At 69.2% G+C, this 20801-nt stretch carries 25 protein-coding genes; 10 read left to right on the top strand and 15 right to left on the bottom strand.

Translation table 11 applies throughout. From position 1 onward, the window contains the following. Nucleotides 1-11 precede the first annotated feature (11 nt). The 8 genes from NNZ72_RS19000 to cysS all read right to left on the bottom strand — a co-directional run bounded on the left by NNZ72_RS19000 (nucleotide 12) and on the right by cysS (nucleotide 8528). Complete coding sequence (locus tag NNZ72_RS19000) at nucleotides 12-1511, bottom strand: replicative DNA helicase (RefSeq protein WP_257317103.1); 1500 nt, start codon at nucleotides 1509-1511, stop codon at nucleotides 12-14. A gap of 211 nt (nucleotides 1512-1722) precedes the next feature. Then, nucleotides 1723-2661 (bottom strand): EamA family transporter RarD, encoded by a 939-nt coding sequence (gene rarD / locus NNZ72_RS18995; protein WP_257317102.1) that lies wholly within the window; start codon nucleotides 2659-2661, stop codon nucleotides 1723-1725. Nucleotides 2662-2772: 111 nt separating this feature from the next. Then, the gene (gene cimA / locus NNZ72_RS18990) at nucleotides 2773-4389 is read right to left on the bottom strand and encodes a citramalate synthase (RefSeq protein ID WP_257317101.1); all 1617 of its coding nucleotides are present in this window, start codon (nucleotides 4387-4389) and stop codon (nucleotides 2773-2775) included. Between the two features lie 179 nt (nucleotides 4390-4568). Further along, nucleotides 4569-5528 (bottom strand): prolyl aminopeptidase, encoded by a 960-nt coding sequence (gene pip / locus NNZ72_RS18985; protein WP_257317100.1) that lies wholly within the window; start codon nucleotides 5526-5528, stop codon nucleotides 4569-4571. Beyond that, nucleotides 5525-6010 (bottom strand): GFA family protein, encoded by a 486-nt coding sequence (locus NNZ72_RS18980; protein WP_257317099.1) that lies wholly within the window; start codon nucleotides 6008-6010, stop codon nucleotides 5525-5527. Before NNZ72_RS18980 ends, pip begins: the two co-directional genes overlap by 4 nt. A gap of 126 nt (nucleotides 6011-6136) precedes the next feature. Beyond that, nucleotides 6137-6634, bottom strand: coding sequence for a GFA family protein (locus NNZ72_RS18975; RefSeq protein ID WP_257317098.1), 498 nt, complete (start codon nucleotides 6632-6634; stop codon nucleotides 6137-6139). Next, on the bottom strand, nucleotides 6631-7113 hold the full coding sequence (locus NNZ72_RS18970; RefSeq protein ID WP_257317097.1) for a GFA family protein: 483 nt from the start codon (nucleotides 7111-7113) through the stop codon (nucleotides 6631-6633). Before NNZ72_RS18970 ends, NNZ72_RS18975 begins: the two co-directional genes overlap by 4 nt. Continuing rightward, a complete protein-coding gene (gene cysS, locus NNZ72_RS18965; RefSeq protein ID WP_257317096.1) occupies nucleotides 7110-8528 on the bottom strand; it encodes a cysteine--tRNA ligase in 1419 nt (472 codons plus the stop codon). The genes NNZ72_RS18970 and cysS overlap by 4 nt, the downstream gene beginning before the upstream one ends. Before the next feature lie 283 nt (nucleotides 8529-8811). On the opposite strand from cysS, the gene NNZ72_RS18960 reads away from it, so the two are divergent. Beyond that, nucleotides 8812-8937, top strand: coding sequence for a hypothetical protein (locus NNZ72_RS18960; RefSeq protein ID WP_257317095.1), 126 nt, complete (start codon nucleotides 8812-8814; stop codon nucleotides 8935-8937). A gap of 179 nt (nucleotides 8938-9116) precedes the next feature. Next, complete coding sequence (locus NNZ72_RS18955; protein WP_257317094.1) at nucleotides 9117-9305, top strand: hypothetical protein; 189 nt, start codon at nucleotides 9117-9119, stop codon at nucleotides 9303-9305. Nucleotides 9306-9307: 2 nt separating this feature from the next. Here NNZ72_RS18955 and NNZ72_RS18950 read toward each other — a convergent pair whose 3' ends face one another. Beyond that, nucleotides 9308-10108: an SOS response-associated peptidase gene (locus NNZ72_RS18950; protein WP_257317093.1), complete on the bottom strand. Its 801-nt coding sequence runs from the start codon at nucleotides 10106-10108 to the stop codon at nucleotides 9308-9310. Nucleotides 10109-10165: 57 nt separating this feature from the next. Between NNZ72_RS18950 and NNZ72_RS18945 the strand changes: the two genes are divergently transcribed. The 8 genes from NNZ72_RS18945 (at nucleotide 10166) to NNZ72_RS18910 (ending at nucleotide 15425) form a co-directional block, all read left to right on the top strand. After that, nucleotides 10166-10597 (top strand): NUDIX hydrolase, encoded by a 432-nt coding sequence (locus tag NNZ72_RS18945; RefSeq protein ID WP_257317092.1) that lies wholly within the window; start codon nucleotides 10166-10168, stop codon nucleotides 10595-10597. Continuing rightward, entirely contained in the window at nucleotides 10594-11007 is a 414-nt protein-coding gene (locus tag NNZ72_RS18940) for a TIGR02301 family protein (protein WP_257317091.1), read from the top strand. The genes NNZ72_RS18945 and NNZ72_RS18940 overlap by 4 nt, the downstream gene beginning before the upstream one ends. Nucleotides 11008-11097: 90 nt before the next feature. Further along, complete coding sequence (locus tag NNZ72_RS18935; RefSeq protein ID WP_257317090.1) at nucleotides 11098-11367, top strand: hypothetical protein; 270 nt, start codon at nucleotides 11098-11100, stop codon at nucleotides 11365-11367. A gap of 15 nt (nucleotides 11368-11382) precedes the next feature. Beyond that, nucleotides 11383-12159, top strand: a complete 777-nt coding sequence (locus tag NNZ72_RS18930; RefSeq protein ID WP_371747785.1) for a hypothetical protein — start codon at nucleotides 11383-11385, stop codon at nucleotides 12157-12159. A gap of 69 nt (nucleotides 12160-12228) precedes the next feature. Next, the gene (gene ygfZ / locus NNZ72_RS18925) at nucleotides 12229-13074 is read left to right on the top strand and encodes a CAF17-like 4Fe-4S cluster assembly/insertion protein YgfZ (RefSeq protein WP_257317089.1); all 846 of its coding nucleotides are present in this window, start codon (nucleotides 12229-12231) and stop codon (nucleotides 13072-13074) included. 220 nt (nucleotides 13075-13294) lie between these two features. Beyond that, entirely contained in the window at nucleotides 13295-13915 is a 621-nt protein-coding gene (locus NNZ72_RS18920; protein ID WP_257317088.1) for a YfbR-like 5'-deoxynucleotidase, read from the top strand. A gap of 2 nt (nucleotides 13916-13917) precedes the next feature. After that, nucleotides 13918-14451, top strand: a complete 534-nt coding sequence (locus NNZ72_RS18915; protein ID WP_257317087.1) for a tyrosine phosphatase family protein — start codon at nucleotides 13918-13920, stop codon at nucleotides 14449-14451. Then, nucleotides 14448-15425 (top strand): NUDIX hydrolase, encoded by a 978-nt coding sequence (locus tag NNZ72_RS18910; protein ID WP_257317086.1) that lies wholly within the window; start codon nucleotides 14448-14450, stop codon nucleotides 15423-15425. The genes NNZ72_RS18915 and NNZ72_RS18910 overlap by 4 nt, the downstream gene beginning before the upstream one ends. 277 nt (nucleotides 15426-15702) lie before the next feature. Here the strand turns inward: NNZ72_RS18910 and NNZ72_RS18905 are convergent, their stop codons facing one another. The 6 genes from NNZ72_RS18905 to nadA form a co-directional block, all read right to left on the bottom strand. Then, entirely contained in the window at nucleotides 15703-16224 is a 522-nt protein-coding gene (locus NNZ72_RS18905) for a superoxide dismutase family protein (RefSeq protein ID WP_257317085.1), read from the bottom strand. Between the two features lie 82 nt (nucleotides 16225-16306). Beyond that, nucleotides 16307-17212: a carboxylating nicotinate-nucleotide diphosphorylase gene (gene nadC / locus NNZ72_RS18900; protein ID WP_257317084.1), complete on the bottom strand. Its 906-nt coding sequence runs from the start codon at nucleotides 17210-17212 to the stop codon at nucleotides 16307-16309. Further along, nucleotides 17209-17583, bottom strand: coding sequence for a type II toxin-antitoxin system RelE/ParE family toxin (locus NNZ72_RS18895; RefSeq protein ID WP_257317083.1), 375 nt, complete (start codon nucleotides 17581-17583; stop codon nucleotides 17209-17211). The genes nadC and NNZ72_RS18895 overlap by 4 nt, the downstream gene beginning before the upstream one ends. Further along, a complete protein-coding gene (locus NNZ72_RS18890; RefSeq protein WP_257317082.1) occupies nucleotides 17580-17837 on the bottom strand; it encodes a type II toxin-antitoxin system ParD family antitoxin in 258 nt (85 codons plus the stop codon). Before NNZ72_RS18890 ends, NNZ72_RS18895 begins: the two co-directional genes overlap by 4 nt. 64 nt (nucleotides 17838-17901) lie before the next feature. Continuing rightward, on the bottom strand, nucleotides 17902-19500 hold the full coding sequence (locus NNZ72_RS18885) for an L-aspartate oxidase (protein WP_257317081.1): 1599 nt from the start codon (nucleotides 19498-19500) through the stop codon (nucleotides 17902-17904). 178 nt (nucleotides 19501-19678) lie between these two features. Then, on the bottom strand, nucleotides 19679-20758 hold the full coding sequence (gene nadA / locus NNZ72_RS18880; protein WP_257317080.1) for a quinolinate synthase NadA: 1080 nt from the start codon (nucleotides 20756-20758) through the stop codon (nucleotides 19679-19681). Between the last annotated feature and the right edge of the window lie 43 nt (nucleotides 20759-20801).

The following is a 20801-nucleotide window of genomic DNA, read 5'->3' as shown; positions in this document are numbered from 1 at the left end:
TCGTACGCCCCTCAATGCTCGTATTGCGTGAAGGACGGGTCGGCGAGGTCGCTGAAGCGGGTGAACTCCGACTGGAAGGCGAGCTTGACCGTGCCGGTAGGCCCGTGGCGCTGCTTGGCGATGATGACGTCCGCGGTGCCCTTCACCTTCTCGAACTGCATCTTCCACTCTTCGTATTTCGGGTCGAACTCGTCGCGCGGCTCCTGGTTCTTCACGTAATATTCCTCGCGGAACACGAAGAGCACCACGTCGGCGTCCTGCTCGATCGAGCCGGATTCGCGCAGGTCCGAGAGCTGCGGGCGCTTGTCCTCGCGGCTTTCCACCGCGCGCGAGAGCTGCGAGAGCGCGATGATCGGCACGTTCAGCTCCTTGCCGAGCGCCTTCAGGCCCGTGGTGATCTCGGTGATCTCCTGCACGCGGTTCTCGCCCGCCTTCTTCGAGCCGGTCATCAGCTGCACGTAGTCGACCACCAGCACGTCGAGGCCGCGCTGGCGCTTCAGGCGGCGGGCGCGGGCGGCGAGCTGGGCGATCGAGATGCCGCCGGTCTGGTCGATGTAGAGCGGCACCTTCTGCATCATCTGCGAGCAGGCGACGAGCTTCTCGAAATCGGCCTCGGAGATGTCGCCGCGCCGGATCTTCGAGGAGGAGACCTCCGTCTGCTCGGAGATGATGCGGGTGGCGAGCTGCTCCGACGACATTTCCAGCGAATAGAAGCCGACGACGCCGCCGTTCTTCGCCTTGAAGGAGCCGTCCGCCTGCACCTCCGGCTCGTAGGAGGCGGCGATGTTGTAGGCGATGTTGGTGGCAAGCGACGTCTTGCCCATGCCGGGACGGCCGGCGAGGATGATCAGGTCCGAGCGCTGCAGGCCGCCCATCTTGCTGTCGAGCGAATGGATGCCGGTGGAGATGCCGGAAAGATGCCCGTCGCGCTCGAAGGCGGCGCCCGCCATGTCGATCGCCAGCGCCACCGCGTCGTTGAAGGACTGGAAGCCGCCGTCGTAGCGGCCGGTCTCGGCGAGCTCGAACAGGCGGCGCTCGGCGTCCTCGATCTGGTTCTGCGGCGGCATGTCGAGCGGCGCGTCATAGGCGATGTTGACCATGTCCTCGCCGATGGTGATCAGCGAGCGGCGCAGCGCCAGATCGTAGATCGCCCGGCCGTAGTCCTCGGCGTTGATGATCGTCACGGCTTCCGCGGCGAGGCGCGCGAGATATTGCGGGATCGTCAGGTCGCCGACCTTGCCGTCGGCCGGCAGGTGCGTCTTCAGCGTGATGGTCGTGGCGATCTTGCCCATGCGGATCGTGTCGCCGGCGAGCTCGAAGATCCTGCGGTGCAGCGGCTCGTGGAAATGGATCGGCTTCAGGAAGTCGGAGACGCGGTAATAGGCGTCGTTGTTGACGAGGATGGCGCCGAGCAGCGCCTGCTCCGCCTCGACGTTGTTCGGGGCCTCGCGATGATGCGGCTCCGCGCTGTCGCGGACCGGCTGGCTGAGCTTGCGCACGGCGTCGTTCATCGTCCCGAATCTCTCCCTTCGCGCTTCACAAGGGCGCTTGTTTGGGTCGTTTGCGCCGGAGGGTCAAGCGCTTCGCGGGAGGCCCTGCGGTTAAGCCCGCTGTTAGACTTTTCCACAGGCGCGCCCGCCGCGGAATCCGCCGTCGGCTTGACTCGGCGAATCCCTCCGCGGGCGATTCTACGCCGGGGACGGGAAAATCAAAATGCCGCGTTCATTCTGCCGGCTTCAGCGCCGCGGCGCGGCGCGCGCGCGCCGACTGCAGCATGGAACCGGAATAGAGGAACAGGGCGGCCCAGATGAAGAGGAAGGCGATGAGCTTCGTCGTGCCGAAGGGCTCGCCGAAGGCGAAGACGGCGATGATGAAGATCATCGTCGGGGCGATGTACTGCATGATGCCGATGGTCGACAGCCTGAGCAGCTTGGCGCCGTTGGCGTAGATCATCAGCGGCACCGCCGTCACGAGGCCGCAGGAGAGCAGCAGCAGCATGTCGACCGGCCCCGTATCGCCGAAATGGCCCTGCCCGCTCGCCTCCAGCCAGACGATGTAGCCGAGGGCGGGCACGCTGAGCAGCAGCACCTCCAGGAAGAAGCCCTGGTTCGGGCCGACGGGCAGCGTCTTGCGGAAGAAGGCGTAGAAGCCCCACGAGATGCAGAGCCCGATCGACACCCAGGGCAGGCCGCCGGCGTCGAAGGCGAGGATGGCGACGGCGGCCGCCGCAAGCGCGATCGCCACGGTCTGCGCGCGGTTCGGCTTCTCCTTGAGGAGCACGGCGCCGAGGAAGATCGAGAAGAGCGGGTTGATGTAATAGCCGAGCGCCGTCTCGATCGCCCGGTCGGCGGCGATCGCCCAGACGTAGATGCCCCAGTTGACGGTGATGAGCACGGCCGTCAGCGTCGCCATCGCCAGCATGCGCGGCGAGCGCAGCGCCGCCTTGATGTCGCCGGTGCGCCCGAACCACACCAGCACCAGGCCCGCGACCGGCACGGACCAGACGATGCGGTGCGCCACCACCTCCGCCGCCGGGATATGCGCCACCGCCTTCATGAAGAAGGGCAGGAAACCCCAGAGCAGATAGGCCGTCAGCGCGAAGGCGAAGCCGCGCGGCGAATCGCCGTTCTGCAGCCCGCTGGAGGTGTTCTCGTCGGCCATCGGCCCTTTTCCCGTCATTTCGAGGATATCCCGCCGTGGTACCCCAACGGAAATGAATGCACCAATTCATTCGGGTGAAATGATGGTCGGGCGGGGCTGAACGTTATCGCCCTACTCCGCCGCCACGCGTCCCGCCTCGCCGCGGTTCTTCAGGAGCTTGTAGACGATGGAATCCATCAGCGCCTGGAAGGACGCGTCGATGATGTTGTCGGAGACGCCGACGGTCCACCAGCGGGCGCCGCTGTCGTCGGTCGATTCGATCAGCACGCGGGTGATCGCCTCGGTGCCGCCGTTGAGGATGCGCACCTTGTAGTCGGCGAGCTCCAGGTCGGCGATCTCGGCCTGGTAGCGGCCGAGGTCCTTGCGCAGCGCCAGGTCGAGCGCGTTGACGGGGCCGTGGCCCTCCGCGACCGACATCATCGTCTCGCCGTCGACCACGATCTTCACCACCGCCTCCGAGACCGTCTTGAGCTGGCCGTTGGCGTCGTAGCGGCGCTCGACCATGACGCGGAAACTGTCGACGTGGAAGAAGTCCGGCACGCTGCCGAGCGTGCGGTAGGCGAGCAGCGCGAAGCTCGCGTCCGCCCCCTCGTAGGCATAGCCGGTCGCCTCGCGCTCCTTGACGATCTGGATCAGCCGGTCGAGCTTCGGGTCGTCCTTCTTCACGTCGATGCCGCGCAGCTTCAGCGCGTTGATGAAGTTCGCCTTGCCGCCCTGGTCGGAGACCATGACCTTGCGCAGGTTGCCGACGCTTTCCGGCGTCACGTGCTCGTAGGTGCGCGGGTCCTTGAGCAGCGCCGAGGCGTGGATGCCGGCCTTGGTGGCGAAGGCGGAGACGCCGACATAGGGGGCCTGGTGGTCCGGCGAGCGGTTGAGCAGCTCGTCGAAGGTGTGGGCGAGCTTGGTGAGGCTTGCGAGCCTCTCCGCATCGATGCCCGTCTCGAAGCGATCGGCATAGACCGGCTTCAGCGCAAGCGTCGGGATCAGCGTGACGAGATTGGCGTTGCCGCAGCGCTCGCCGATGCCGTTCAGCGTGCCCTGCACCTGCCGCACGCCGGCCTCGATCGCCGCAAGCGAATTGGCGACGGCCTGGCCGGTGTCGTTGTGCGCATGGATGCCGAGGTTCCCGCCCGGCACGCCTTCGGCGATCACGGCGGCGACGATATCGCGGACCTCGGCGGGCTGCGTGCCGCCGTTGGTGTCGCAGAGCACGACCCAGCGGGCGCCGGCGGCGAACGCCTCCTTCGCGCAGGCGAGCGCATAGGCGGGGTTCGCCTTGTAGCCGTCGAAGAAGTGCTCGCAGTCGACCATCGCCTCGCGGCCGGAGGCGACGACGGCCTTCACCGATTCGGAAATGCTCTCGAGGTTCTCCTCGTTGCTGCAGCCGAGCGCCACGCGCACGTGATAGTCCCAGCTCTTCGCCACGAGACAGATCGCGTCGCTCTGCGAATCGAGGAGTGCGGCGAGCCCCGGATCGTTGGAGGCGGAGATGCCGGCGCGCTTGGTCATGCCGAAGGCGACGAACTTCGCCCGGCGCGTGCGCCTCCTCGCGAAGAAGGCCGTGTCCGTCGGGTTCGCGCCCGGATAGCCGCCCTCGACATAGTCGAGCCCGAACTCGTCCAGCATGGCGGCGATGGCGATCTTGTCCTCGACGGAGAAGTCGATGCCCGGCGTCTGCTGGCCGTCGCGCAGCGTCGTGTCGAACAGGTGGATGCGGTCTTTCTTCATCTCGTCTCTCCCGATGAACGGGTTTCTCCTCGTTCTTGCCCCTCATCCGGCTGCCGCCACCTTCTCTCCGCAAGCGGGGAGAAGGGGATGCCGCACCGTTTTCAGCCCTCGCCGACCGGGGCTTCGGGCAGGTCCCCTCTCCCCGTTCACGGGGAGAGGGTCAGGGTGAGGGGCATCCCTCAAACCTTCCCCGCGAACTTGTCCGTCGCGTAGATCAGCCGGTCGAGGATGCCGGGCTCCGAATAGGCGTGGCCGGCGCCCTCGATCAGGTGGAACTCCGCCTCCGGCCAGGCTTTGTGCAGAGCCCACGCATATTTCGCCGGGCACGGCATGTCGTAGCGCCCGTGCACGATCAGGCCGGGAATGCTGCGGAGCCGATGGGCGTCGCGCAGGATCTGCCCCTCCTCCAGCCAGCCCGCGTTGACGAAATAGTGGTTCTCGATGCGGGCGAAGGCGTGGGCGTAGTCCTCCTCGCCGAAGGGGTCGCTGGTGGCGGGCTCCGGCAGCAGCGTGATCGTCTCGCCCTCCCACAGGCTCCAGGCCTTGGCGGCGGCGAGCCGCGTGGCGCGGTCCTTGCTGGTGAGGCGGCGGTGATAGGCCAGCATCATCTCGTGGCGCTCCTCCGGCGGGATGGGGGCGAGGAAGCGCTCCCACTTGTCCGGGAACAGTTCCGAGACGCCGAACTGGTAGTACCAGTCGAGCTCCGCCTTCGTCAGCGTGTAGATGCCGCGCACGACGAGCGCGCTCACGCGCTCCGGGTACTTCTCCGCATAGGCGAGCGCCAGCGTCGAGCCCCAGGAGCCGCCGAAGACCAGCCATTTTTCCGCGGCCGCCATCCCGCGCAGCCGCTCGATGTCGTCGACGAGGTGCCAGGTCGTGTTCGCCTCCAGCTCGGCATGCGGCTTGGAGCGGCCGCAGCCGCGCTGGTCGAACAGCGTCACGTCGTAGAGCGCCGGGTCGAACAGGCGGCGGTGGTTCGGCGAGATCGTCCCGCCCGGCCCGCCGTGCAGAAACACCGCGGGCTTGGCGCCCGGCGTGCCGACGCGCTCCCAGTAGACGCTGTGGCCGTCGCCGGTGTCGAGGTGGCCGGACGCATAGGGTTCGATCTCGGGATAGAGGGTACGCAGGGAGGCATTCATAGGTTCAGTCCGTGTTCGGGCCATTGGTCCGTGTCGTGGTCGGGATGCTGGAAGGAGATGATCTCTTCCTGCCGGGCGTAGAAATCCGGGTCGTCGAGCACCGGCGCGGAGAAGATCGTCTCGACCCACGGCAGGCGCGCGGCATGGTTCACCTGGATCTGCGGGGCGAGGTCGTCGCGGATGTCGAAGGCGCCGATCGACAGTTCCAGCCCGCCCGGATGGCGATAGGCGAGCGGCGTGCCGCAATCGCGGCAGAAGCCGCGCTCGATGTTGATCGAGGAGCGGAACCAGGCGGGCGCGCCGCGGGACCACTCCACGCCGCCCTCCGGCGCGGTGACGAGGGCGGAGAAGAAGGCGCCGAACTGCTTCTGGCACATGCGGCAATGGCAGATCGACGGCCGGCCGAGCCTGCCCCTGCTGCGGAAGCGCACGGCGCCGCACTGGCAGCCGCCGCTTCTGGTTTCGCTCCGTCCGTTGCTCATGGCGCTCTCCTCAGCGATAGGACGCGTAGACGACGACCCCGATCACCACCGCGGCGACGAGGACCAGCTTGCCGGCGAAGAGATAGAGCCAGGTGCGGGGGATGCCCGTCTGCGGTCGCTGCGTGCTCATGGCTCCTCCTCCGGCGGCCAGTGGTCGGTGTCGTAGTCGGGATGCTGGCGGTTCGAGGCGAGGATGGCGAGATGGCGCGCCTCGCCGCCCTCGCCGGAATTGCACTCGCTCTCGGCAAGCTCCGGCAGGTGCGCGAACCAGACGACGCGCGATTCCACGCCCGACTGCTCGACGGGACGCACGTCGTCGGGATCGTCGAGCGAGCCGAGCGCGATGCCGAGCGTGGCCGCCGCCGTCTCGTCGAAGAAGAGCGGCGTGCCGCAGTCCCGGCAGAAGCCGCGCCGCACGATGTCGGAGGAGCGGAACCAGGCCGGCTCGCCCCGCGTCAGCGCGAAGGCCTCCCGCGCCGCACCGGCGAGCGGCAGGAAATAGTTGCCGGAGGCCTTCTGGCACATGCGGCAATGGCACAGATGCGGATGGCCGAGCGTGCCCTCCACCCGGTATCGCACCGCGCCGCACTGGCAGCCGCCGGTATAGATGCGGGCGATGCTCACGGCTTTCCCTCCGGCGGCCAGTCGTCCGTGTCGTGGTCGGGATGCTGGTAGGAGACAAGGTCGGCGAGGAAGGAGGTGGCGTCCTGGTCGGCCATCGTGTCCTCGCCCGGCAGCCTGTGGATCGCGTCGACATAGGGCAGCTTCGCCTCGACGCCCCACTGGATGCGCGGCGCGATCTCCGCCGGATCGTCGAAGGCGGCGATCGTCAGCGCGACGCCGTCCGGCGCCTCGTAGGTGAGCGGCGTGCCGCAGTCGCCGCAGAAGCCGCGGAGCGCGACGCTGGAGGAACGGAATTTCTTCGGCGCGCCGCGCGTCCAGGTGAGCTTCGCGTCACGGACGGAGACGAGCGGCAGGTAGAAATTGCCGCTCGCCTTCTGGCACATGCGGCAATGGCAGACCGACGCATCGCCGAGCGCGCCCTCCACATGGAACCGCACCGCCCCGCACTGACAGCCGCCGGTATAGAAGGGCGTGCTCATCGCTTCGCCTCCCAGGTGGTCACGCGCTCGCCGGTCGCGGGGTCCTTTCCGTCCTTGAGCTGGATGCCCTTGGCGAGGAGGTCGTCGCGAATCTTGTCGGCTTCGGCGAAGTTCCGCGCCTTCAGGAGGTCGAGACGCGTGCGGACGGCCGCCGCGATCTCGGCTTCGAGGGCGCCGGACAGCGACGCCTTCTTCGGCGCGATGCCGAGGAGGGCGGCGCTGGCGGCGAAATCGTCCGGCGCGGCGCGGCCGGAAAGCGCGTGCAGCGCCTGCACGGCGGCGACGGTGTTGAGGTCGTCGAGGAGCGGCGCCAGCACCGTCTCGTCGATCCGGCCCTTCTCCGCATCGCCCCCGGCCGGCCATTTCGCAAGCAGCCGCTCGGCCTCCTCCAGCCGCTTGACGGAGAAGTCGATCGGCTCGCGGTAGTGCGTCATCAGCATGGCGAGCCTCAGCACCTCGCCCGGCCAGGCGCGGCCGCCGAACCTCTCCTCGTGCAGGAGCTCGTGGATGGTGACGAAGTTGCCCTCCGACTTCGACATCTTGCGGCCCTCGACCTGCACGAAGCCGTTGTGCATCCAGACGTTCGCCATGACCTTGGTGCCGTGGGCGCAGCGCGACTGGGCGATCTCGTTCTCGTGGTGCGGGAAGATGAGGTCGAGGCCGCCGCCGTGGATGTCGAAGGTCTCGCCGAGATAGGCGGCCGACATGGCCGAGCATTCGATGTGCCAGCCGGGACGGCCGCGGCCCCAGGGGCTCTCCCAGCCGGGCTCCTCCGGCGAGGAGAGCTTCCAGAGCACGAAGTCGCCGGGGTTCTTCTTGTGCGCGTCGACGGCGATGCGCGCACCCGCCTGCTGCTCCTCGAGGTTGCGCTTCGAAAGCTGGCCGTAGTCCTCCATCGACGCCGTGTCGAACAGCACCTCGCCCTCCGCGACATAGGCGTGGCCGCGGGAAATCAGCCGCTCGATGAGCGTGATCATGTCCGCCTTGCCGTCCCGGCGCGGCCGGACGAAATCGGTGGCGCGCGGCTCGTGCGTCGGCGGCAGGCAGCCCAGCGCCGCGACGTCGGCGTGGAACTGGTTCGCCGTCTTCTCCGTCACGCGGCCGATCGCCTCGTTGAGCGAGAGCCGGCCGTCGGAAATCTCCGCGCCGAAATCGCGCAGCGCCCGCGCGTTGATCTTGTCGTCGACGTCGGTGATGTTGCGGGCGTAGGTGACGTGGTCTGCGCCGTAGAGATGGCGCAGCAGCCGGTAGAGCACGTCGAAGACGATGACCGGCCGGGCATTGCCGATATGGGCGAAGTCGTAGACCGTCGGCCCGCAGACATACATGCGCACATTGTCCGGATCGATCGGCGCAAACGGCGCCTTCGAGCGGGTGAGCGTGTTGTAGAGCTGAAGGACCGGCGTGTCGGCCATGAAGATCTCCCGAAATGCATGCACCCGGCTGGCCGGGTCGTTTGTCATCCGGGGATTTCGAGGGACGAAAACGGCCAGGCCAGCGCGTGCGCTAGCGAATAATGCTCCGGCGAATGCAGAGTACCGTTTTCATGGCCTGCTTTATCGCGCTCTCCGTCCGCCCGGTCAAGCCGGCAGCGGCGGGCGAAACGCGAAAAACGTCGAGCCGGCGCTGTTCCCGCGGTGACAGGATGAACGCCCGGCCCGTGCCAGAAAAGAGCGGTCCCAACCAAGGAGAACGACGATGACCGCACCGAAGAAAGACAGCCGCGAACGCATCGACCTTGCCGTGCGCTACAATCCGCTCGGCATCCGCGCCGTGATCGCGGCCGCGATGCTCGTGAAGGTCCGCCGGCTGCCCGGGAAATGATTGTTAAGAACCCGTCACAATTCTTGAACGGGCCAGGCTTGGATTTTCCGGCATCCGCCCCATAGTGATCAAATTTTCGGCAGAATTTGACCAAAACCAATAGGCAATAGGAGGCGGCCGCAGCGCAACGGGGAACGCCAGGCGCGGCGGACGAGGAAAGGCGATAGAGGAGAGTGATCATGCCGACCGCAACGACGAAACAGAGGCCGAAGAACGCTGCGCCCGCGGAGAACCTGCAGGCCCAGTACAAGCCGATCGGCCTGCGCGCCGTCGTCGCCGCGACGCAGTGCCGGAACGACGCCGGGAAGGCGAAGAAGGACGCGCAGAAGCGCGACCGTCCGGCCGTGCTGCATACCTTCGACGACTGAGCTCAGAAGAGCGAAAGCTGGCCTGGCCCCTCGTCGGATCCACCAGGCCCCTGCCCCGATCCGTCGGGCGCCCCGGCGCCCCCTGGCATTTCCTGCGGCGTTTCTTCCGCCACCGGCTCCAGGATCTCCGGTCCCATGTTGGCGACCTTGTTGACCCGGTCCGAGACCGGCACCGCCTCGAAGAACCCCTCCTCCACCGGCGTCATCAGATCGGCCACGTCGCGCGGCTCTTGCGTCCTGCAGTCGAGCCAGCGCGAGAAATCCTCGCGCCGGACGACGATCGGCATGCGGTTGTGGATATGGGCGATGTCGCCGTTCGCCGCCGTCGTCAGGATCGCGCCGGTGTCGACCTCGGAGCCGTCCGGCGAGGACCAGGTCTCCATCAGGCCGGCGAAGGCGACGATCTCGCCGTGCCTCGGGCGGATCCAGTAGGCCTGCGATTTCGCCCCCTTTTCCGCCGGGCGCCGCCACTCGAAGAAGCCCGAGGCGGGCACCAGGATGCGGCGGTGGCGCATGGCGGCGCGGAACGAGGCCTTGCCGACCGCCGTCTCGGCGCGGGCGTTGATGAGGAGCGGGAAGTCGCGCGGGTCCTTCACCCAGCCGGGCAGGAAGCCCCAGCGCACCAGGATCGCCCGGCGCTCCGGCAGGTTGCTGCCGGGCGCCCGCTTCTCGCCCGCCACGACGACGAGGATCGGCTGGGTCGGCGCGATGTTGTACCGCGGCGGCGGATCGTCGAGGTCCGCCACGTCGAGGAATTCGCGCAAGAGGTCGCTCTTGGCGATCAGGGCAAATCGTCCGCACATGGCGTCGTCATCGCACTTTGCCTATAAGGGGTCAATCGAACCGCAGTGAACGGACCCATGACGCGCAACGCCCAGCCCGCCTCCTCCGCCATCCTCGAACGCGACGGCCGCTATCTCCTCGTGCTGAGGCGCAACCCGCCGGCCGCCGACATGTACGCCTTTCCGGGCGGCCGGGCCGAGCCGGGCGAAACGCCGGCCGAGGCCGCGCTGCGCGAGCTCTTCGAGGAGACCGGCATCCGCGCCCGCAATCCCCGCCTCTACGCCACCTACGACCTGCCCGGCCGGCGCGGCGAGGGCGCCGGCGGGCCGGACTTCTTCCTGTCCGTCTTCCGGGTGGAGGCGGACGCCGGGGCCGTGGCCGTCGCCGCCGACGACGCGGCCGGCGTCGGCTGGTACTCGGCCGTCGAGATCGACCGGATGCCCGCGCCCGACAGCGTGCGCGACTGCATCCGCCGCCTGGAGGACGACCGGAAGGACGGACGGGCATGAAAGCGATTCGCCTCGCCCTCCTTTTCCTCCTCGTGCTGCCCGGCGTCCCCGCGCTCGCCCAGCAGGCGGCGGACAAGCCGGCCGAAACGGCGGTCGAGGAGAAGCCCGCGCCCTATGACGAGCGGCTGGAACGGCTCTCGGAGATCCTCGGCGCCGTCCACTATCTGCGCAACCTCTGCGCGGGGTCGCCGGAGGACGCCTGGCGCGCCTCGATGCAGAGGCTGATCGAGCTCGAAGCCGCCAACGAGCCGAAACGGCAGGAGAAACTGACGGCCGCCTTCAACCGCGGCTACCGGTCCTTCGCGGCGATCTACACGGCCTGCACGCAACCGGCGATCGTCGCCGAGGAGCGCTACCGTGCCGAAGGCGCAACACTCGCCGCGGAAATTACCGCCCGCTTTGGAAATTAGCGTTTAATTAACCTCTTTTCGCGGGACCCGGTGCCGTTTTGGGAAAAGGCTGCTAAAGTCGTTAACAGTACAGTAAGGACCGATGCCGGCATGGACCGACCGATGGAACCCACTCTCACCGATATCGACGAGATGATCGTGCATGAGAAGATGCAGGCCGCGCTGGAATACCAGAACGAGGCCTGGGCCGACGGCATGGCGGACGGCATCGAGCCGGAGATCATCGCCGATGCGGCGATCGCGCTCGCCATGCGCGAGACCATCCGCATCCATGGCGAAAGCGGCGCGGAGGCGATGCTCGAATCGCTGCGCACCCGCATGCTCGCCGGAGAGTTCTCCCCCGAGCGCATCCTGCAATAGCTGGAAAGACGGAACATGCGCGTGTCTGGCGGTAAAGGGCTGTTCCTCGGCAGCATCGTCCTGCTGTCGGCGCTGTTTTCCACCACGGCGCTGACGCTGCCGCTCCGCCCGGCCTTCGCGCTCAGTGAGCTGAAGCAGCTTCCGGACCGGACCGGCGAGACGCCGGAGAAGGACGAGCCGCGCGAGCCCGTCGAGGAGGACGGCGGCGAGGATCTCCGCCTGCCGATGCCCGACCCGCTGATCCGCAGGGACGGGAGCGTGACGGGGCAGCCCTCGGAGACGCCGCCCGTCGTCGAGGACGGCGCGCCGGAGGAGCCCGAGGAGCCGGCCGAGGTCCTCTACGACATCGGGAAGGCGCCGGAGCCCGTGCGGCGGATGCGCGAGCTGATCATCGAGGCCGCCGCCTCGGGCGACATCGAGCGCCTGCGCCCACTGCTCGGCAAGGGCGTGACCGAGACGCAGGTCTCCGCCGTCGAGACGAACGAGGGCCCGGTCGAGACGCTGAAGGGCCTTTCGGGCGATCCGGACGGCATAGAGATCCTCGCCATCCTGCTCGACGTGCTGGCGACCGGCTTCGTCCATGTCGGCGCCGGCACGCCCGACGACATGTATGTCTGGCCCTATTTCGCCGAAAAGCCGCTCGCCGCGCTGACGCCGCCGGAGAAGGTGGAACTGCTGCGCATCGTCACGGCCGGCGACGTCGCCGACATGCTGGAATTCGGCAGCTACAATTTCTACCGCGTCGGCATCACGCCGGACGGCCAGTGGCGGTTCTTCGTCGCCGGCGATTGACGGCCTCGTCTTGCGAAAGCGGCCGGGGCGCTCTACCTCTGGGGCCTCGCGAGCAACCTGGACCGAACCATGCCATCCGTCACGCTTCCCGGCCGCGCCTTTCTCCGCCTTTCCGGCAAGGACGCCGAATCCTTCCTGCAGGGCCTGATCACCACGGACCTTCCCTCCCTGCCCGAGGGGGAGCTTCGCCCCGGCGCGCTCCTGACGCCGCAGGGCAAGATCCTCTTCGCCTTCCTGATCGTCCGCGACGGGGAAAGCGCCTTCCTCCTAGAGACCGGCGCGGGCGAGCGCGACGCGCTCGCCAAGCGGCTGACGCTCTACAAGCTGCGCGCCGCAGTCGAGATCGCCGCCGTGGACGGCGACAGCGTCGCCGTCGCCTGGGAGCCGGCCGATGCGCAGGCGCCGCGCGACGCCCGGTTCGCGGCCGCCGGCATCGCCGTCTCGCGCCGGCCGGGTGCCGGCGGCACGGACGATCCTTCCCTCTACGACGCGCTGCGCATTTCGGCCGGCCTTCCCGAGGCGGGCGCCGACTATGCACTGTCCGACGCCTTCCCGCACGACGTGCTGCTCGACCTCTCCGCCGGCCTCTCCTTCCGCAAGGGCTGCTATGTCGGGCAGGAGGTGGTCTCGCGCATGCAGCATCGCGGCACGGCGCGGCGCCGGCCGGTGATCGTCACCGGCGCGGCGGCGCTTCCGCCCTCCGGCACCGAGCTCCTTGCCGGCGGCAAGCCCGTCGGCGCGCTCGGCACCGTGACCGGAAGCACGGGCCTCGCCATCGTCCGCCTCGACCGGGCGGCCGACGCCATGCGCGCCGGCACGCCGGTCACGGCGGCGGAGGTGCCCGTGACGCTCGCCCTTCCCGCCTGGACCGGCCTTACCTTCCCGGACGAGGCTGCCGAGGCCGCCGCGCCATGAGCGTGCTTCACGGGCCGCACCCCCCTCTGCCCTGCCGGGCATCTCCCCCTCAGGGGGGGAGATCGGATGGGGCATCGTCTAGCCCATCTTGGACGGTGCCATTGGAGCAAGGTTCTTCCGTCTTGCCGATCTCCCCCCCTGAGGGGGAGATGCCCGGCAGGGCAGAGGGGGGTATCGCGCGGCGCATTGGAGGGATCGCCATCGGCGATCGCGGCATCCGATGAGCGGGGCGAAGACGGAGCCGCGCGCCTGGCAGCGCATGCTCTCCGGCCGCAGGCTCGACCTCCTCAACCCCTCGCCGCTCGACGTGGAGCTCTCCGACATCGCCCACGGCCTTGCCCGCGTCGCCCGCTGGAACGGGCAGACGGCCGGCGACCACGCCTTTTCCGTCGCCCAGCATTCGCTCGTCGTCGAGACGATCTTCCGCCGGCAGAACCGCTGCAATGCCGACGAATGCCTGATGGCGCTCCTGCACGACGCGCCGGAATACGTGATCGGCGACATGATCTCGCCCTTCAAGGCCGTCGTCGGCGGCGGCTACAAGACGGTGGAGAAGCGGCTGGAGACGGCCGTGCACCTGCGCTTCGGCCTGCCGCCGGCGACCCCCGCGGCGCTGAAGGCGAAGATCAAGAAGGCCGACCGGGTGGCCGCCTTCTTCGAGGCGACCGAGCTTGCCGGCTTCTCGCATGCGGAGGCGACAAAATTCTTCGGCGCGCCGCGCGGCATCACGCGCGAGATGATCGAGATCGCACCGCTGCCGGCCGTCGAGGCGCAGAGGCGCTTCGCCGAGCGCTTCACGGCGATCGAGCGGGAACGCGGCGCCCTCGCCGCGGCGGTGTGAGCATGGGCACGATCGTTGTCGCGCCGCTCGAGAAGATCGCCGAGCTCGCCGTGCGCCACGGCTGTCGCGAGATGCTGAGCCTCGTCGCGCCGAAGCAGGATTTCCACCGGCCGGCGGTGATCGACGCCTCCCGCCACCTGATCCTCGGCGTCAACGACATCGCCTTCGCCGCCACCGGCGACCTCGTCGCGCCCGGCGAGGAGCACGTCGCCGCCATCATCGGCTTCGCCGCGGGCTGGAACCGCGCGTCCCCCCTCCTCGTCCACTGCATGATGGGCGTCTCGCGCTCGCCGGCCGCCGCGCTGATCGCCGCGCTCGCCGTCCATCCGGACCAGGACGAGCGGGCGCTCGCCGCGCGCCTGCGCCGCGCCTCGCCGCAGGCGACGCCGAACGCACGGCTCGTCGAGATCGGCGACCGGCTGCTCTGCCGCGGCGGGCGGCTCGTCGCCGCCGTCCGCGAGATCGGGCGGGGCGCGGACTATGCGGGCGACAGCCCCTTCTCCTTCCCAGCGCTGCCCGAGGACAGCCGGCCATGACGCAGACGCGCGCGCGGCCGCCGGTCGAGATCGGGCTCAACGCGGCGGTGGTCGCCATTTCCGGCCGCAGCCCGTGCATCCTCGCCATCGCCGGCGACGCGGCGAACCCGCGCGACGCGCTGCCCTTCGGCCCGTTCGACCCGCACCAGCACCGCACCTTCGAGACGAGCCTGCGCGCGAGCGTGGAAGCGCAGACGGCGCTGAAGCTCGGCTATATCGAGCAGCTCTACACGTTCGGCGACCGCGGCCGGCAGAAGCTGCCCGACGAGGCCGGCACGCACATGGTCTCCGTCGGCTACCTGGCGCTGACGCGCACGGACGCCGAGGCCAACGACCGGCTGGCCGAGGCCGGCGCCCACTGGCGCGACTGGTACGCCTACCTGCCCTGGGAGGACTGGCGGCAGGGCCGGCCGGCCGTGCTCGACCAGATGATCCTGCCGGCGCTTGCCGCCTGGGCGGGCGAGCCGCCGCGCGACGAGCGCAGCCTGCCGATGCCGGCGCGGCGCACGCGGCTTCGCCTCGCCTTCGGCCTCGACGACTTTCCCTGGGACGAGGAGCGCGTGCTCGACCGCTACGAGCTGCTCTACGAGGCGGGGCTGGCCGAGGAGGCGGTGCAGGACGGGCGCGCCCGGCCGGGCCTGCCCTCGCCCGGCGTCGCCATGCGCCACGACCACCGCCGCATCGTCGCGACCGCCATGGCGCGGCTGCGCGGCAAGATAAAGTACCGCCCGGTGATCTTCGAGCTGATGGCGCCGGAATTCACGCTGACGGAGCTGCAGTCGACCGTCGAGGCGATCTCCGGCCGGCACCTGCACAAGCAGAATTTCCGCCGCCTCGTCGAGGGGGCGGAGCTGGTCGAGCCCACCGGCGCCTCGACCTCGGCGACCGGCGGGCGCCCCGCCGCGCTCTTCCGCTTCCGCCGCCGCATCCTCGAAGAACGACCGGCGCCGGGATTGAAGGTCGGGGTCCGCTGAGCGTCAGGCCTCCGCGCGCAGCCGCCGGGCGCGGATGGTCGGAGGACGAGGCCGGCTCCCGCCGGCGTGGCGGCCCGGACGATCAGGCACAGACCTGCCGGACGCCGAAGCAGCCGTGGAGACCCATAGGGTCCGTCTGGAAACATTATCTGGCCGGGTCTCCGTACCCGTATATCCGCGCCGGTTAAAGAACAGGAACACGCCGACGGCCGGTACGATCCGCTTCGTCACGGGCGCCCCTCCGCCTCCGGCGAGCAGGCGGAGGAACGACGCACCGTCAGCGGATCACGCCGCAGGCGAGCCGCTCGCCGGCGCCGCCGGCCGGATCGCTGCGGTAGTCGTCCGAATTCGCATGGACGATCAGCGCGCGGCCGCGGATGCCGCGGTCGCCCTGGTCGAGGGTGACGAGCGTCGAGTAGACCTGGGCGCGCAGGATGCCGTCCTCGGCGACGTACTGGTTCGGCAGGTCGCCGGCATGCGGGCCGTTCGCGGCGGCAAAGCCGTGCTCCTTGTTGTCCGGGTTGAAATGGCCGCCGGCCGACTCATGGCCGGAGGCGTGGTCGCAGGTGCCCGTCTCGTGGACGTGCAGCGCCACCCACTTGCGCGGCGGCAGGCCGGATATCTCCACCTCGAACAGCACGCCGCCGCGGCCGGCGGTGAGCTGGGCGCGGCCGGTCTCCTTGCCCGACCGGTCGACGAAATCCGCCCGCGCCGTGTCGGTGGCCTGCTGGGCGAGGGACGGACCGCCGAGGAGGACAAGAGCCCCCGTCGCGGCGGCGAGCGCGAATGGCTTCCACATGATGCATCCTTCCGATTGCCGATTGCTCATTCGGACAGGAACGCATCGCCCGCCGGGGTGTTCCCCTTCCCGGTCCCGGTCGTCAGTCCAGCACCACGTCGAGGCCGATGTCGAGCGTCGGCGCGGCCATGGTGATCTTGGAGGTGGAGATGTAGTCGACGCCCGTCTCGGCGATGGCGCGGACGGTGGTGAGGTTGACGTTGCCCGAGGCTTCGAGCTTCGCCCGGCGCGGGTCGCCCGCATAGGTCCGGTCGTTGAGGCCGGCGCTGTCGCGGTTGATCTCGACGGCGCGGCGCAGGAGCTCCGGCCCCATGTTGTCGAGCAGCACGACGTCGGGCCCGGCCTCCAGCGCCTCCTCCAGCTCGGCGAGCGTCGTCACCTCCACCTCGACCTTGACCAGGTGGCCGGCGAAGGCGCGGGCCGCGCGGATCGCGCCCGCCACGCCGCCGGAGACCGCGATATGGTTGTCCTTGATGAGGATCGCGTCGTCGAGGCCGTAGCGGTGCGAGGAGCCGCCGCCCATGCGCACGGCGTATTTCTCCAGCGCCCTGAGGCCCGGAATGGTCTTGCGGGTACAGCAGACCCGCGCCTGCGTGTGGCCGATCTCGGCGGCGAAGCGCGCCGTGTGGGTGGCGACGCCGGAAAGGTGCATCAGGAAATTGAGCGCCACCCGCTCGGCCGACAGCACCGCGCGCGCCGGACCGGCGATATGGGCGATCGCGGTGCCGGACGCAAGCCGGTCGCCGTCGGCGAAGAAGGCCTCGAAGCGGATCGCCGGGTCCATCAGGCGGAAGGCGGCGCGTGCGAGATCGAGCCCGGCAAGGACGCCCTCCTCGCGCACGTTCAGCTCCGCCCGCGCGGTCATGCCCGGCGCGACCGTCGCCTGACTGGTGATGTCGCCCGCCCGGCCGAGATCCTCGGCAAGCGCCGCGCGCACCTGCTCTTCGACCATCAACGGGGACAGGACGGGGAGATGGGGGGTGGTCATGGCGCTCGATCCTTCTCGGGGCTGGTGGCGTCGACGAGCCGCTTCAGCGGCTCCATGCGTTCATGCAGGACGCGGAGGAGGACGAGATCGCGCCCGCCGTCCGGCCGGGTCCGGAGGTGATAGTAAAGGACGTGCGAGGCCGCATGGCGACGGGCGGCGGCACGGGACAGATGCAGCGACCGCACGCCGGGGCGAAGCTCGTCGCGGTTGCGCGACGCGGGCAGGCCCGGATCGGCCGCCAGCAGGCCGAGCGCCCGTTCGATCAATCCCGCATAGCGCATGGCCTGCTCCGCTCCGAAGGTCGCGACCGTGTAGCGGGCGATCTCGACGAGATCGCGCTCCGCCTCGCGCGTCAGCCGGATACGGATCATGCCTCGCGCACGGCAGCGGCGAAGATGTCGGAGACCGGGCGATCGGAAAGGTCGCCGCGCTCCGACTGCGCCAGCCCCTCGTCGACCGCGCGCCGCAGGAGGGCGAGCTTCGCCGCGGCACTTTCCTGCTCCTGCCGCATCATCCGCAGCGCGTCGCGCACGACCTCGCTCGCCGAGACATAGGAGCCGCTGGCCACGGCCTCCTCGATGAAGTCGGCGAATTCGGGCGTCAGGCTCACGTTCAGCGTCGGCATGTCACGCTCCTTTCGCCCTGATCATAGGTCGGCATGCGCCGTTGTCAATTTTTGCCAAGGCACCTCACGCCGCCGCCGTCTCCGCCACCTCGGCGACGACCTTCTCGGCGTCGGCGAGCGTCAGGAAGGTGCGGTGCTTCCAGGCGGGCTTCTGCTCGGGGAAATCGGCGCGGAAATGGCCGCCGCGGCTTTCCTCGCGCAGCCAGGCGGCGGCCGCGATCAGCTTGGCGGTGGTGACGATGTTCAGGAAGCGCATGCGGCTGTTCTCGCGCTCCAGCCGGGCGATCTCCCGCAGCGCGACGGTCAGCCCCTCTCGGCTGCGGATGACGCCGACATGATCGCTCATGACGCGGCGCAGGTGCTTCAGCGCCGGGCTGTCCTCGATGGTGACGAGGTCGTCGCTCTCGCCGGCGTTCTTGCCCCAGTCGTTGAGCTTCGGCTCGGGCAGGATGCCCTTGATGTTTTCCGCGATGCGCGCGGCGAAGACGACGGCCTCCAAGAGCGAGTTGGAGGCGAGGCGGTTGGCGCCGTGCACGCCGGTGGACGTCACCTCGCCCGCCGCCCACAGGCCGTCGATCGAGGTGCGGCCCTCCGCGTCCGTCAGGATGCCGCCCATGTGATAGTGCACGGCGGGCACGACGGGGATCGGCTGGGTCACCGGATCGATGCCGGCGGCCTTGCAGGAGGCGTAGACGGTCGGGAACATGTCCGGGAAATGGCTGCCGACGGCCTTGGTGCAGTCGAGGAAGGCGCCGCGGCCGGCCTGCACCTCGGCGAAGACGCCGCGCGAGACGATGTCGCGGGGCGCGAGCTCGCCGTCCTCGTGGATGTCGAGCATGAAGCGGTGGCCGGCGGCGTTGACCAGATGCGCGCCGTCGCCGCGCAGCGCTTCCGTGGCAAGGGGCGCGGGGTCGCGGCCGATGTCGATGGCGGTCGGGTGGAACTGCACGAATTCCGGGTCGGCGATGATGGCGCCGGCGCGCGCGGCCATGCCGACGCCCTGGCCGCAGGCCTCCCAGGGATTAGTGGTGACGGCGTAGAGATGGCCGACGCCGCCCGAGCACAGCACGACGGCGCGGGCCGGGAAATGCACGCGCTTCTTCGACTGGCCGGCATCCGGCCGCGCCACGACGCCGGAGATGAAGCGGCCCTCGCGCACCAGCTCCTCGACCACGTAGCCCTCCAGCACCCGGATCGACGGCGTTTTCCGCACGGCGGCGATCAGCGCCTCCATGATGGCCTTGCCGGCCATGTCGCCCTTGACGCGGACGATGCGGCGCTCGGAATGGGCGGCCTCGCGCGAGAGCAGGAGCTTGCCCTCCAGGTCGCGGTCGAAGGGCACGCCGTATTCGAGGAGGTCGTGGATGCGCGCCGGGCCTTCCGAGACCATGAAGCGCGCCATCTTCTCGTCGACGATGCCGGCACCCGCCTCCAGCGTGTCGGCGACGTGCTTGTCGAAGGTGTCGCCGGGGCTCATCGCCGCGGCGATGCCGCCCTGCGCCCAGGCCGACGAGGCGCCCTGGCCGATGGGGGCGGCGGCCAGCACCGTGACGGGCCGGGGGCTGAGCTTCAACGCGCAGAACAGGCCGGCGAGGCCGCCGCCGACGATGACGATGTCGTCGATGCCGTTCCACGATTGCGGACGGAAACTTTCCAGGGGCATGTGCTACTCCTCCGACGCGCCTGCCTGCCGATAAGGCCCCTCACCTGCCTGCCGGCATCCTCTCCCCGCAAGCGGGGCGAGAAACGACAGCCTTGCCGTTTTCCGCCTTCTCCCCGTTTACGGGGAGAAGGTCCCGGCAGGGGGATGAGGGGCCACGCAGAACGGACGGCCCGCCATGTTACTGCTTCAGGTTCACCATCCGCTCGACGGCTAGGCGGGCGCGATCGGCGATCGCCGGGTCGACCGTCACCTCCTCCGTCATCGTCACCAGGCTGTCGAGGATCTTCGGCAGCGTGATGCGCTTCATATGCGGACAGAGGTTGCACGGCTTGACGAAATCGACGTCCGGCAGCTCCGCCTGGATGTTGGAAGCCATGGAGCATTCGGTGACGAGCAGCACGCGCTGCGGCCGGTGGTCCCTGACGTAGTTGATCATGCCCGAGGTGGAGCCGGAGAAGTCGCAGACGGCGATGACGTCCGGGTGGCATTCCGGATGGCCGATGATCTCGATGCCGGGATGGGCTTCCTTGTAGGCGAGCAGCTCGTTGGCGGTGAAGCGCTCGTGCACCTCGCAATGGCCCTTCCAGGTGAGGATCTTCTTGTTCGTCTGCTTGGCGACGTTCATCGCCAGATATTCGTCCGGGATGCAGAGCACGGTGTCGCTGTCGAGGCTTTCCACCACGGCGAGCACGTTGGAGGAGGTGCAGCAGATGTCCGTCTCCGCCTTCACGTCGGCCGACGTGTTGACGTAGGTGACGACCGGCACGCCCGGATAGCGCTCCTTGAGCAGGCGGACGTCGGCGCCGGTGATCGAATCCGACAGCGAGCAGCCGGCCTTCGAATCCGGGATCAGCACGGTCTTTTCCGGGTTGAGCAGCTTCGAGGTCTCGGCCATGAAGTGCACGCCGCACTGGACGATGATGTCGGCGTCGACGCGGGTGGCGTCGCGGGCGAGCGACAGCGAATCGCCGACGATGTCGGCGACGCAGTGGAAGATCTCCGGCGTCTGGTAGTTGTGGGCGAGGATGACGGCGCCGCGCTCCTTCTTCAGCCGGTTGATGGCGGCGACATAGGGCGCGTAGACCGGCCATTCGAAGGCGGGGATGAACTGCTTGACGCGCTCGTAGAGATGCTCGGTCTCGCGGGCGACGGCGGGGGTGAAGGAAAGGTCGGGCCGGTCGATGACGCCGAAGCGTTCCGCCGCCGTGAGCGGGCGCTGGGCAACGGCCCCTGCCGCATGCTGGGTCGCAATGGTCATGAACCCCTCCTTCCCGCCGCTTCCCGCGGCGCCGCCATTTTGC

Source organism: Shinella pollutisoli (genome assembly GCF_024609765.1).
In the GTDB taxonomy this organism is placed as follows: Bacteria; Pseudomonadota; Alphaproteobacteria; order Rhizobiales; family Rhizobiaceae; genus Shinella; species Shinella pollutisoli.
This window is presented reverse-complemented; position numbering and strand designations above follow the sequence as displayed.